At 46.7% G+C, this 12,116-nt stretch carries 10 protein-coding genes; 7 read left to right on the top strand and 3 right to left on the bottom strand.

All coding sequences use genetic code 11. The features are described 5' to 3' along the window. The first annotated feature begins 74 nt into the window (after positions 1-74). A complete protein-coding gene (gene bshC / locus K9M52_RS01815) occupies positions 75-1,745 on the top strand; it encodes a bacillithiol biosynthesis cysteine-adding enzyme BshC (protein ID WP_224070363.1) in 1,671 nt (556 codons plus the stop codon). Positions 1,746-1,806: 61 nt separating this feature from the next. Here the strand turns inward: bshC and K9M52_RS01810 are convergent, their stop codons facing one another. The 3 genes from K9M52_RS01810 to recG form a co-directional block, all read right to left on the bottom strand. Then, positions 1,807-2,424, bottom strand: coding sequence for an NADPH-dependent FMN reductase (locus K9M52_RS01810; RefSeq protein ID WP_224070362.1), 618 nt, complete (start codon positions 2,422-2,424; stop codon positions 1,807-1,809). A gap of 484 nt (positions 2,425-2,908) precedes the next feature. Next, a complete protein-coding gene (locus K9M52_RS01805) occupies positions 2,909-3,415 on the bottom strand; it encodes an OsmC family protein (protein ID WP_224070361.1) in 507 nt (168 codons plus the stop codon). 98 nt (positions 3,416-3,513) lie between these two features. Next, entirely contained in the window at positions 3,514-5,625 is a 2,112-nt protein-coding gene (recG, locus tag K9M52_RS01800; RefSeq protein WP_224070360.1) for an ATP-dependent DNA helicase RecG, read from the bottom strand. A gap of 193 nt (positions 5,626-5,818) precedes the next feature. On the opposite strand from recG, the gene K9M52_RS01795 reads away from it, so the two are divergent. The 6 genes from K9M52_RS01795 (at position 5,819) to K9M52_RS01770 (ending at position 12,107) form a co-directional block, all read left to right on the top strand. Next, positions 5,819-7,009, top strand: coding sequence for an acetyl-CoA C-acyltransferase (locus tag K9M52_RS01795; RefSeq protein ID WP_224070359.1), 1,191 nt, complete (start codon positions 5,819-5,821; stop codon positions 7,007-7,009). Between the two features lie 236 nt (positions 7,010-7,245). After that, positions 7,246-9,084 carry a T9SS type A sorting domain-containing protein gene (locus K9M52_RS01790; RefSeq protein ID WP_224070358.1) on the top strand — a complete coding sequence of 613 codons (1,839 nt, stop codon included), beginning with the start codon at positions 7,246-7,248 and terminating at the stop codon, positions 9,082-9,084. 134 nt (positions 9,085-9,218) lie between these two features. Then, a complete protein-coding gene (locus tag K9M52_RS01785) occupies positions 9,219-9,830 on the top strand; it encodes a hypothetical protein (RefSeq protein WP_224070357.1) in 612 nt (203 codons plus the stop codon). A gap of 77 nt (positions 9,831-9,907) precedes the next feature. Further along, on the top strand, positions 9,908-11,101 hold the full coding sequence (locus K9M52_RS01780; RefSeq protein WP_224070356.1) for a hypothetical protein: 1,194 nt from the start codon (positions 9,908-9,910) through the stop codon (positions 11,099-11,101). Positions 11,102-11,138: 37 nt separating this feature from the next. Beyond that, the gene (locus K9M52_RS01775; protein WP_224070355.1) at positions 11,139-11,597 is read left to right on the top strand and encodes a methylglyoxal synthase; all 459 of its coding nucleotides are present in this window, start codon (positions 11,139-11,141) and stop codon (positions 11,595-11,597) included. A gap of 15 nt (positions 11,598-11,612) precedes the next feature. Then, positions 11,613-12,107, top strand: a complete 495-nt coding sequence (locus K9M52_RS01770; RefSeq protein WP_224070354.1) for a metallophosphoesterase family protein — start codon at positions 11,613-11,615, stop codon at positions 12,105-12,107. Positions 12,108-12,116 lie beyond the last annotated feature (9 nt).

Genomic DNA, 12,116 nt, shown 5'->3' with positions numbered 1-12,116 from the left:
TACAATGTTTGTCGGACCCGCCTGTCTGTATATTTAATAAGAACAGACAGTGCCCTTTAAATGCAGTCCTTAGCATGGCAAAAGAAAAATGTTGTCCCGACGGGACATTTATAGATTACGCAGCAACAAATTATTTTTCCAAAATAGTATTGGATTATATCCGGGGTGCCGATGCGCTCCGGCCTTTTTATGCCCACAGGCCGGATATGGCCGGCATAGAAGCGGCCATAACAGCCAAAAAGGGCTTTTCCACAGCTATCAGAAAGGTGCTGGTTGACAACATGCGCTCGCATTATGAAAAAAGTGGTCAATTGGCGGCTTATAAAAAAGTAGAGGCGAATATAGAAGCCCTGGGATCTTCCAATACATTTACGGTTACCACGGCACACCAGCCGAATATATTCGGAGGTCCGTTATATCTGGTCTATAAAATACTCCATGTAATACAGTTGGCGGAAATGCTGAACGCAACATATAAGGAGCAGCAGAAATATTTTGTTCCTTTTTATTATATGGGTAGTGAGGATGCTGATCTGGATGAGATTGGACAGATGCAGGTAGATGGAAAAAAGTACGTCTGGCAAACGGATCAGACCGGTCCGGTCGGCCGCATGAAAATAGATAAAAAATTACTGGCACTGATTGATGAACTGGAGGGCCAGGTGGGTGTAGGGGCCTATGGGCCGGAGTTCATCCGGATTCTGCGGGATTGTTATAGGGAAGGGCGGCTAATACAAGAGGCCACTTTCGCTTTTATCCATCAGTTATTTGGACGTTATGGCCTTTTGATCCTGATGCCAGACGACAGACAACTCAAAGAAGTCTTTGAGCCTGTTGTTTTAAAAGAACTGGAGGAAGGTTTTTCCCATAAAGCGCTGGAGAGGACTACCGCAAATATTGAGAAAGCGGGTTATAAGGTCCAGACCCACGGCCGGCCTATTAACCTGTTTTATCAGGAAGGCCATCACAGAGAGCGTATTATAAAAGATGGAGATGTTTACCGTATCGACGGGCGCGATGCTACCAGGTCCAGGGCTGAAATCGAAAAAGAGGTGAAGGATAGAGCGGAGCTTTTTAGTGGAAATGTGGTGCTCAGAGGACCTTTCCAGGAAACGATCCTGCCGGATATCGCCTTTGTTGGTGGTGGAGGCGAACTGGCCTACTGGTTGGAGATGAAAGGCGTTTATGAAGCTGCCGGCATTCCTTATCCGGTACTGCTTTTAAGAAATTCTTTCATGCTGCTGACGCCCAAAGAAACGGTACTCATGCATAAACTGGCGCTGCAGCCCGCAGATTTGTTCCTGCCCCTTCACCAGATCCAGGATCTGCTTTTGAAAAAAAAGGGCGTCGAAATTGATCTTTCCGGGGAGCTGGAACAGTTAAGCCAGCTCTATGCAAAAATCGGATTGAAAGCTGCCGCTGTGGACTCAACCCTTGCAGGTCATACGGAGGCCATCGCGACAGCCGCTAAGAATAAAGCCCACAGACTGGTGACAAAAATGAAAACAGCGCAGCGCAAAAGGCTGGAAACTGAAACCGGTCAGCTCAGAAAGTTAAAGGAGCGCTTATTTCCTGCCGGAAGTTTGCAGGAGAGAACTGAAAATATTGCCGGATTCTATGCACAGTATGGTAAAGATATCTTTGATCTGATCAAAGCCCGAAGCCTGACCCTGGAACAGCAATTCGGGGTAATCCATCTGCCGGAACCGGTACAACCGGATCCGGTCGTTTACAGTGAAGTATAATGGATTGATATTGCCTGATCTGTCAGCAACAGGAACTTGGCAAATGACGGAAAAAGCAGCTTCATTGTGCTTGTTGTTTTAGCTCCATAAGCGCAAACCAGCTGTACAAAAGGTCTTTCAGCGTTTGAACAGTGCCGGCATCTGCCAGCTCACCTTCACTATTAAATTTCCCGGCGACGCCTTGAATACGGATTGAGGTTGTTGTATCAAACTGACCGCCCAGTGTTTTTACAATCAGTTCCAGGCTTTCTTTGGCCTTTTCGCCCGAAGCTGCTGCGGTGATCAGTGCCATGGGCTTATCTGTTAAAACCGTTGTAGAAACCAGCCATTCCAGTGCGTTTTTTAAAATCCCGGGCAGGCTAAAAACATACTCCGGCGTACAGATGAGTATGCCATCCGCCTCAGCAACTTTTTGCCGGAGCTCCCCAACGGCAGCGGGGACCGTGCCTACCGGTTGTTGCGCATCTTTCTCTAAACGACCGGCAGCGGCTTTGTCCAGATCGGGATCAAAATAAGGAAGTTTACTGATTGGAAATATTTCCCAATAAACGGGCGCAGTATCGCTGTTGCCCGCCATTTTCAGGCCTGCGGCTTCTTTTTTTATGAACGCAACCAGCTTCTGGTTGGAAGAATGCTCTTTTGTGCTGCCTATTAAGACGAGAAGTTGTAGCTGACGCATCTTGATTTTTTTACCGGCAGCTACGCTACATACCAGAGCTGCCACTCATGAGAGGACAAAGATATCGAACGATTTAAAAATAGTGGGTAAATTATACTGTCTTTATGCTTACCCGCAGTTTTACTGCTATAAATCCGGCTGCTTTTGAAACAGGAATGGCGCAGAAAGTACACTTAAGAGCGGATCTAGTCCCAGTGTTTTCAGGGCTTGTCTACGATTCATAAAATTGATTTATTGAAGTGGTTACCTGTATACCGCAAACGCTATGGTCAAGATGATTACTAAAATTTGCCTTCCTTTGCTGCCCTAAAAGATACAGACAAAAAAGCGCTTCAGATCAAAAAAAGATCGCTTCATTCAAGTAGGATGTCCAAAGCTTTTTTGGGTGATATGACATGGTTGATCCAACCTGCTTTTAGTACATCCTGCTACTGATTTATTTTCTTCTGAACGTTGCCCAGACAATAAAGCACGTATATAGCTATTATTCAGGAAACGCAAATGCGGGTTCTGTATCGACAGGAAAGTTTACCGAATTTGCGATAAAACAGCGCGTGTGGGCCTCATGGTGCAAAGCCGTCGCTCTGCTTATATCTTCTTTGTGTGCCAGTTTAACCAAGGGCTTGAGCAACACATGGGTAAAGTGCCCTCCACGGATCTGTTTATGCCCCTTATCCGTTGTCAGCTGCTTTTCTCCTTCCATAGTTCCTGTGGCCTTGTCCCTGTATTCAAGTACGGTGATATGGTTATCCGCACATAAATGCAGATACCAAAGCATGTGGCAGGAGCTTAGGGCTGCAAGTAACAATTCTTCCGGATTGTGTTTCGTTCGGTCGCCTCTGAATTTTGGATCAGAACTTCCCTCAATAGGCGGCTTCTGGTTGCTGTGCCATCGGTAGGATCTTTCATAATTAGTATAGCTTTGCGTTCCCTGGCCGGTATTGCCGGTCCATTCCAGATTTAAATGATAATGATGCAAGTTTTCAGGCATGGTAATAAAAATTAGGCATTAAGGCGTATTTAACCGGGAAGTCAGCTCCCTGTGGTAAAATTACAGGTTTTGTTTTGTATCAACGAATCGCATCTTTACTAAGAGATTTTACTCCATGCTGTTTTGCCCATGGTCTGCATCAAGAATCCTCTGAGCATGGCATGGGCAGGGTCTTCCAGGTGCTCATCAGATTCAACAAGCGCTGTTGCCAGTTTTTTAGCGACTTGCAGTATCTCTGCGTCTTCGACCAGACTGGCCAACTTAAGGTTCAGTGCCCCGCTTTGACGGGTTCCTTCAATATCGCCCGGACCGCGCAGCTCCAGATCTTTTTCCGCGATCTTGAATCCGTCATTGGTGGCGCACATAATGCCGATCCTTTCACGGGCGTCCTGACTCAGTTTATTTCCGGTAAGTAAAATACAATAACTCTTTTCTGCACCCCGGCCCACGCGGCCGCGCAGCTGATGAAGCTGCGAGAGCCCGAATTTTTCAGCGCTTTCAATCACCATTACTGAAGCGTTCGGAACATTGACGCCGACTTCTATGACGGTGGTACTGACCATGATCTGTGTATCACCCCGGACGAACCGGTCCATATTGGTGGCTTTTTCTTCCGGTGATTGCCGGCCGTGGACCATACTGATCTTATAACGATGATCCGGAAAATAGGTCTTTACCTGTTCATAACCCTGCATCAGGTCTTCGTAACTTAATTTTTCACTCTCCTCGATCAGTGGATAGATAACATAAGCCTGCCGTCCTTTGTCAATCTCTGAACGGATAAACTCCATGACTTTCATCCGGTAGATATCCGTCCGGTGCAGGGTTGTCACCGGTTGCCTGCCAGGAGGTAATTCGTCCATGACACTGTAGTCCAGGTCTCCATAGGCAGTCATGGCCAGCGTTCTTGGGATTGGTGTAGCCGTCATCACAAGAATATGCGGAGGGATGACTGATTTTTTCCAGAGCCTGGCCCGCTGTGCGACGCCGAAACGATGCTGCTCATCCACAATGGCCAGCCCCAGGTTCTTGAAGACCACCTTATCTTCAATAACAGCATGCGTGCCGATCACCATATGGATCGTCCCATCAAGGAGACCGGCAAGTATCGCTCGTCTGTCCTTTGCCTTGGTACTCCCTGTCAGCAGTCTGAGCTCAATGGGCAGATCCTTCAATAATTCGGAAAGCCCGCTAAAATGCTGTGCGGCCAGGATCTCAGTAGGGGCCATCAGGCAGCTCTGGAAGCCATTATCGGCAGCCATCAGCATACTGAGTAAGGCAACGATCGTTTTGCCGCTGCCTACATCTCCCTGCAGAAGGCGGTTCATCTGGTGTCCGTGGGCGGTGTCTTGTCTGATCTCCCGGAGTACTCTTTTTTGGGCCCCGGTCAGCGCAAAGGGGAGGTGTTTTTCATAAAAAATATTGAACAGGTCACCGACCCTGTCAAACAGTAATCCCTTGGAGTGCCTGCCACGCCGGACTCTGATGAGGTTTAAGCGGACTTGGGCAATAAACAATTCTTCAAACTTCAACCGTCTCAGCGCCTGTTTATAGGCTGCATCATCGGGCGGAAAATGGATATAACAATAGGCCTGAAACCGGGGCATGAGCTGCAGATGCTGGCAGATCGCATCCGGAATATTCTCGGCTAGGTCCCGGGGCGAGAGCTGCTGCAAAAGATGTAAAGTCAGTTTGCCAATCTGCCGTCCGTTCAGGCCTTTTGTCTTAAGCTTCTCCGTAGAAGGATAGATGGGCTCCAAATAGGCTTTAGCGGCAATCTCCTGGGTTTCTGCAGATTCCATTTCGGGATGCGACATCTGTGCTTTGCCGTTAAAAAAACTGACCTTACCATAGATCAGCCAGGTACCCCCTTTTTCTAAAAGTTTTGCCACCCAATGAGCCCCCTGAAACCAGACGAGCTCTATTGCGCCGGTTCCGTCCCGGAATTCGGCGACGAGTCTTTTCGACCGTCCCTGTCCCAGCATTTCATGGAAGGCGATTTTTCCTTTAAGCTGCACATAGTCTGTCGCCGGGTTAATTTCCCTAACGGAGTTGATTTTTGTGCGGTCAATATGTCGTATCGGAAAATGATAAAGTAAATCCTCAAAATGATGTATGCTTAGTTCCTTTCGCAACAAATCTCCCTTCAGGGGGCCGACCCCTTTAAGATATTCAATTGGATTTTGAAGTACTGAAGAACCGTTTTGCATAGATAGGCACAAAATAAATAATTATTTATTAAAAGGAAGCTTTTCATGTATAATCTCCGTTGGTCGAGATAGCTGTTTTTTATCCTTGCAAAGGTTAAATTCCGGCAGCGGCTTTTTTATTTAGCTAACAAATGTTATTTTTGGGTGCGGGATGCTCATATTGGCCATCCGGTTGATTAAAAACAAACACTTTATGGAAAATATGGAAAGAACCGTGTATATTATCAGTGCAACCAGAACGCCGATAGGAAGTTTCGGTGGTGTATTGAAAGACATTCCGGCCACTGAGCTGGGCGGCACGGTTATTCGGTCGGCTATAGAAAAAGCTAGTCTCAGTGTATCAGATATTGAAGAAGTTTTTATGGGGCAGGTATTGCAGGCGGGTACAGGTCAGGCGCCTGCCCGGCAGGCGGCATTAAAGGCAGGGCTGCCGTCTACGGTGGTTGCTACAACCGTCAATAAAGTCTGCGCCAGCGGCATGAAGGCAGTCATGTTGGCCACTCAGGCAATACGGGCAGGTGACAGGGACATCGTTGTAGCAGGCGGAATGGAGAATATGAGCCAGGTGCCTTTTTATTTGAAAAACCATCGCTTTGGCTTCAAATACGGCACAGACAGTGTTCAGGACGGGTTGGCCGGGGACGGGCTGACGGATGCTTACAGCGGGGAAGCCATGGGCATGTCGGCAGAGCTTTGTGCAGACCAGTGTAATATTACCAGGGACATGCAGGATCAATTTGCCATTGAGAGTTATAAGAGAAGTCAGCTGGCCTGGGAATCCGGTCGTTTCGATGGTGAAATTACATCTCTTACCCTTCCTAATCCCAAAGGTGAGCCCCTGATCATTAATAAGGATGAAGAGCCTTTTAAAGTAAAATTTGAAAAAATACCTTCGCTCAGACCCGCTTTTAAAAAGGACGGGACAGTAACAGCCGCCAATGCTTCTACCATGAATGACGGTGCCGCAGCACTCGTTTTGATGTCTAAACAAGAGGCAGATAAACGGGGACTTACACCGCTGGCAATTATCCGAAGCTATGCAGATGCAGCGCAGGAACCTGAATGGTTTACGACCAGCCCCGCGGTCGCCGTTCCTCTGGCGGTGGAAAAGGCCGGACTGCAGATCGGCGATATTGATTTTTTTGAACTCAATGAGGCGTTTTCCGTAGTAGGTATTGTCAACACCCAACGCCTGGCCATTACGGCGGATAAAGTTAATGTACATGGCGGTGCTGTTTCTTTAGGACACCCGCTGGGCTGCAGCGGCGCCCGGATTCTGGTTACGCTGATCGGCGTTCTGCAGGCGGGTGGTGCGAAGTACGGTGCTGCGGGTATATGCAACGGCGGCGGCGGAGCCAGCGCCATGGTGATAGAACGGGTATAAGCGCTTTTTAATTAAATTTACAACAGGCCATTTGTCCTCAGGATAAGGACAGGTGGCCTGTTTGCATTCAGTGACGTAGCCATCGCTTTAAAAAAGGATGGGCGCATCGTTTATTTAAGCCTGAGAATCTGTACTTTTGAGGCGAAAATATGTGATAGCTTCTAGCGTTGATTGGCTTTTACTCAACTGTTTCAAATGTGCTCACCAACCTTTTTAATATCAGTTAAACCTGTAGTATGGATAGAAATTTACCCTCTTTATGCTTTAAATTATTTGTTGCCTGTTTTTTATTGTCGTTTAATCAGCTCCGTGGCCAGATTACCCCGGGGCCGGGCGGCATTGTCTATGTCAATCGAAGTGTGACAGGCGGAACACATTCCGGGAACAGCTGGGCTAATGCCGTTCCTGAATTAGCGGATGTGTTGCTGTGGGCCAGAGATCAGGATCTGGCAAACCCCAACTGGCTGAGTGGAGATTCTATCCGGGTTTTTGTAGCGGAAGGAACTTATAAGCCGCTTTATAATGCCGATGAAGCGAACCGTCATACGGACGGAACTATAGATAATGCCTTTGTTCTCATCAATAAAGTATACTTGTATGGAGGATTTCCCGGTACAGGGAATCCTGGTCTCCAGGATCGGGAGTGGAAGGCCTATCCTACTGTTTTAAGCGGAGATATCGGCGCCCCCGGAGACTATGCTGACAATGTATGCCATGTGGTGATAATAGCGGGGGCTAATCCGGCAAGGCAGGATAAGAAAATCGATGGCTTTGTCGTAACAGGGGGGGCCGCGACTTACTCGCAGCAATCTCCGGGAGTTCGTATTGAAGACGTTCAAATGCAGTATGTAAGAACAGAGGCCGGCGGTATTTTTATTTTAACGCCGGTTGGGGGAGATGTATTTTCTCAGGTACTAAACACCACCGTGACAGAGAATCATGCCAATTTCGGCGGAGGTGTATCTATTCGGACGGCAAATGCTTTATTGAAGAACGTCATTATAAAAGACAATACAGCTGCTCAAAATGGAGGAGGACTTATTAGCTCGGGCAGTAACCATTCGGTGATAGTAAACACATTGATTACCGGAAATAATGCGGCCTCAGGTGGCGGTATTTACAGTTTTTTCGGAGCAGCCAGATATCATAACCTGACAGTTGCAGCTAATACGGCGACCGGACAAGGCAATGAACTCTATTTTGAGAATCAGGTATATGATGATCCTATGCTGCCAAAGCCGGATTCTGCCCGCTTTTTCAACTGCATTTTCTGGCATCCGGGCAGTACCGGTATAACGAATGTTTTCGTAGCAATAGATACGGTCTTTTCGGTAAGTCACAGTATCTTTCCCGGCGCTCAGCCCTGGCCGGGAGCAGGTAATCTGAACCAGGCGCCGGTCTTTACCGATGTGGCCGGGAAAGATTTTTCCCTCCGGTTAACCAGCCCCGCGATTAATAAAGGCATCAATGACTCAGTGGCGACCAGTACGCCGACTGATCTTGCCGGTAAGAACAGGATTGTCGGCAGCTACGTGGATATGGGTGCATATGAGAATCCTGATGGCGCCACATTACCGGTCAGCGTTGTTTCATTTAAAGGTGCATACGCCGGCGGTCTGGCGACCATTGAATGGCTGAGCGGTCTTGAATCGCATTTTGACCACTATGAATTAGAATCTGGCCCCAACGGAAAAGCATTTGCGAAAGTCATTCGTAAAACGGCCACCGGGAGCCACAGCCTCTATAAGGTGACGACACCGCAAGAAGGACCTGTTGCTTATTACAGGCTGAAGTTAGTCGATAAGGATGGTAGCAGCAGTTATTACGACAAGGTGATCAGGATCGCGCAAAACGCCGAATCCAAGCTGTCGGTTTATCCGAATCCGGCAAAAAAAATGATGTATCTGCAGGTGTCGAAAGCAGGCGTACTGAAGATATATGATGCCAGTGGAAAGCAGGTACAGCAGGTTGCTGTCCAGGTTGGAAAGGCTGCAGTTAATGTCGAGTCGCTTGCTGCCGGTCTCTATTTTTGTGTATTAGGTGAGCAGCGTTTTTCCTTTGTAAAAGCCCGCTAAAATCTGTCTATTTGTTAAAAAGAAATATTTTGTGGATCAGAACTGTTGTAATAATGTCAATAATCGCACCGACTGTTTATTTAAAGCTATATTTACAGGTAGTAATCAAATTAAGATGATAATAAAATAGATATATGGATACCGGTTACATTATACGATTGACCAATAAAGTGTTCGCGCCTGAGGTGTTAAAAAAGGCGTTGGGACTCGGCTCTTTTTTTCTGTTGTTTTGTTCGGTTGCGGCCTTTGGTCAACATGATTCTTTGATTACCAATAACGGCGAGGTGTTGGTGGGTCGCTATAATAAACCTGTCTTCGGACATAGCAGTTTTACCATTAATGGCAAGAAGCATCCGCTGGATGCTAAACAATACAAAGCCTATAAAAATGACGGCATCTGGTTTAAGAGTGTCAGCGTTTCTTCCAGGGTGGATCCGGTTTGGATGCAGTGCCTGGAACGCGGAACAATAGATCTTTATCAATATGTTACATATGGCGCCGCCACCCGGGTCTCCCCCAGAAATTTACCCGCTAGCTACGTGGTCTGGCTGGCCAGGAAAAATGACGGCCCTTTGCTCAATGTAAACGGGGTGATGGCCAGTGAAGTGCAGGCCAAGGATAATCTGCATAAATTGTTATTAGACCAGCCGGATCTGGCAGGAGCACTGGATAGTATACCTTTTACGACGCATGCTGTAAGAGGCTTGATTGCAGCCTATAACCGCAATGTAGATACAATCAAGTAAGGACACTCTACATTAATCAGTGGAATACTTTTTTTATTTTTAGGCATTATTTATTTTTGAGCAAATACGGGCGAAGAATGGAGATTTTTGAAGTGCATACGAAGGCGGATAAAAGGGATTTTTTGGAGATATCACCCAAGATAGGCCGTGCTTTTGCTCATTACGTGCAACCTTTGGATAAAGATATTGATGACGTCTTTAATCCTGCTAAGAATAAATGTTATGGGTTCGGGAAAGCCACCAGGTGGATCCTTAAAGATAACGGTAAGGTGATCGGCAGGATCGCTGCCTTTATCAATGACCAGTACCAAAATTTTGGAACAGATTATCCGACAGGTGGTATTGGCTTTTTTGAATGTATAGATTCGCAGAAAGCGGCAGATATGTTATTTGACCAGGCGGCCGGCTGGTTAAGAACAAGAGGAATGGAGGCGATGGATGGCCCCATTAATTTTGGAGACCGCGAACGCTGGTGGGGATTGATGATTGAGGGCTTTGATGCGGAACCCATTTATGGTATGGCCTTTAATCCTCCTTATTATCAACAGCTGTTTGAAAATTACGGGTTTCGCAATTTCTACAATCAGTATTATTTTGCCATGCTCATAACCGATGAACTGCCTGAAAAATATATTGAGCGGCATGCCAGGTTTAAAAATAAAAAGGATTACAGTGCACGTCATATCGATTTAAAGAATATTGAAAAGCATGCGGAGGAGTTTGCAACGGTATACAACGCGGCCTGGTCGCAGCATCATGAAGGCAAGACGATCACCAAAGAAGATATGATCCGTAATTTCAATGAAATGAAACCGATCATAGACGAAGAGATTATCTGGTTTGCCTATTATAGGGATGAACCTATTGCTATGTGGATCAACATACCGGATCTCAATGAATATTTTAAACATTTTAATGGGAAGTTTGGCCTGCTGCAGAAACTGCGGTTCCTATGGATGAAAAAAAAAGGTATCTGTGAACGCTTTACGGGTATTGCCTTTGGTGTGGTACCAAAGTACCAGGCGCTGGGGGTGGACGCTTTTATGATCACAGAAGGCTCGATCAGCATTCAGAAGAAACGTTCTTATGAGAAATACGAAATGGGCTGGACCGGTGACTGGAATCCCAGGATGCTGAATATCTACAAGGCGCTTGGCGGAAAACTCAGCAGACAGCTGGTCACCTACCGGTATATTTTTGATGAGAAACACCCTTTTGAAAGGCATCCTATCATTGATTATTCGGCTCAGGATGAGGGCAATAAAGCTTGATGTCATCCAATTATCATCATTATAACAATACATTAATATGCCTGCTCCAAGGATTTTACAAAAAAAGAAGACCATTGCTTTAGTTGCCCATGATCACAAGAAAGATGATCTGATTGCCTGGATCGGTGAAAACAAAGAAAAGCTGATCCCGCATCAGATGGTCGCTACCGGCACCACAGGTAAGTTGATTGAACAGCATCTAGGCGTGCCGGTACATAAAGTGCTGAGCGGCCCTTTAGGCGGTGATCAGCAGATCGGCTCCATGATCGCCAATGGCCAAATAGATATCGTGATTTTTTTCTGGGACCCTATGGAGGCGCAGCCGCATGACAGTGATGTAAAAGCGCTGTTGCGCCTGGGCGTTGTCTGGAATATTCCCATGGCCTGTTGTCCGGCAACAGCCGATTTTCTGATATCTTCTGCTTACATGGACAGCACTTATGAATGTAAGCAGACCGACTATACGGCTTATCTTAAAAGACGCATCGAACCCTAGTAGCCTTTAGTACGCATGACAAAAATTGGTTTATTATCTGATACGCATAGCTATCTGCCCGAAGCCGTATTCGAACATTTTGCCGATGTAGATGAGATCTGGCATGGAGGTGATGTGGGGGACTCGTCCGTGATCGATAGGCTGGAGGCGTTTAAACCCTTAAGGGGAGTGTATGGGAATATCGACGGTACTGCCATTCGCAGCCGTTTTCCCCTGGATAATCTATTTTATCTTGAAGACGTAAAAGTATTGATGCGCCATATTGGGGGGTATCCGGGCAGATATGCGCCTGGTGTAAGAGAGATCATTAAGAAGGAAAAGCCAGGGTTGTTTATCAGTGGTCATTCACATATTCTGAAGATCATGTATGATGAGAAGCTTCATTGCCTGCACATGAATCCGGGTGCCTGTGGCAAGCAAGGCTGGCATCAGGTGCAAACACTGATTAAGTTCCATATCAATGGTACGGATATCGCGGGATGTCAGGTTATTGAGCTCGGCAAGCGTTAGCTACGTGTG

Source organism: Arachidicoccus terrestris, from assembly GCF_020042345.1.
Classification (GTDB): Bacteria; Bacteroidota; Bacteroidia; order Chitinophagales; family Chitinophagaceae; genus Arachidicoccus; species Arachidicoccus terrestris.
The sequence above is the reverse complement of the archived record's forward strand: the minus strand, read 5'-3'. Positions and strand labels throughout refer to the sequence as shown.

Bases quoted from the DNA above. Each gene is read 5' to 3' on its own strand.
- bshC (WP_224070363.1), top strand. From the start codon at position 75: ATGGCAAAAGAAAAATGTTGTCCCGACGGGACATTTATAGATTACGCA.
- K9M52_RS01810 (WP_224070362.1), bottom strand. From the start codon at position 2,424: ATGCGTCAGCTACAACTTCTCGTCTTAATAGGCAGCACAAAAGAGCAT.
- K9M52_RS01805 (WP_224070361.1), bottom strand. From the start codon at position 3,415: ATGCCTGAAAACTTGCATCATTATCATTTAAATCTGGAATGGACCGGC.
- recG (WP_224070360.1), bottom strand. From the start codon at position 5,625: ATGCAAAACGGTTCTTCAGTACTTCAAAATCCAATTGAATATCTTAAA.
- K9M52_RS01795 (WP_224070359.1), top strand. From the start codon at position 5,819: ATGGAAAATATGGAAAGAACCGTGTATATTATCAGTGCAACCAGAACG.
- K9M52_RS01790 (WP_224070358.1), top strand. From the start codon at position 7,246: ATGGATAGAAATTTACCCTCTTTATGCTTTAAATTATTTGTTGCCTGT.
- K9M52_RS01785 (WP_224070357.1), top strand. From the start codon at position 9,219: ATGGATACCGGTTACATTATACGATTGACCAATAAAGTGTTCGCGCCT.
- K9M52_RS01780 (WP_224070356.1), top strand. From the start codon at position 9,908: ATGGAGATTTTTGAAGTGCATACGAAGGCGGATAAAAGGGATTTTTTG.
- K9M52_RS01775 (WP_224070355.1), top strand. From the start codon at position 11,139: ATGCCTGCTCCAAGGATTTTACAAAAAAAGAAGACCATTGCTTTAGTT.
- K9M52_RS01770 (WP_224070354.1), top strand. From the start codon at position 11,613: ATGACAAAAATTGGTTTATTATCTGATACGCATAGCTATCTGCCCGAA.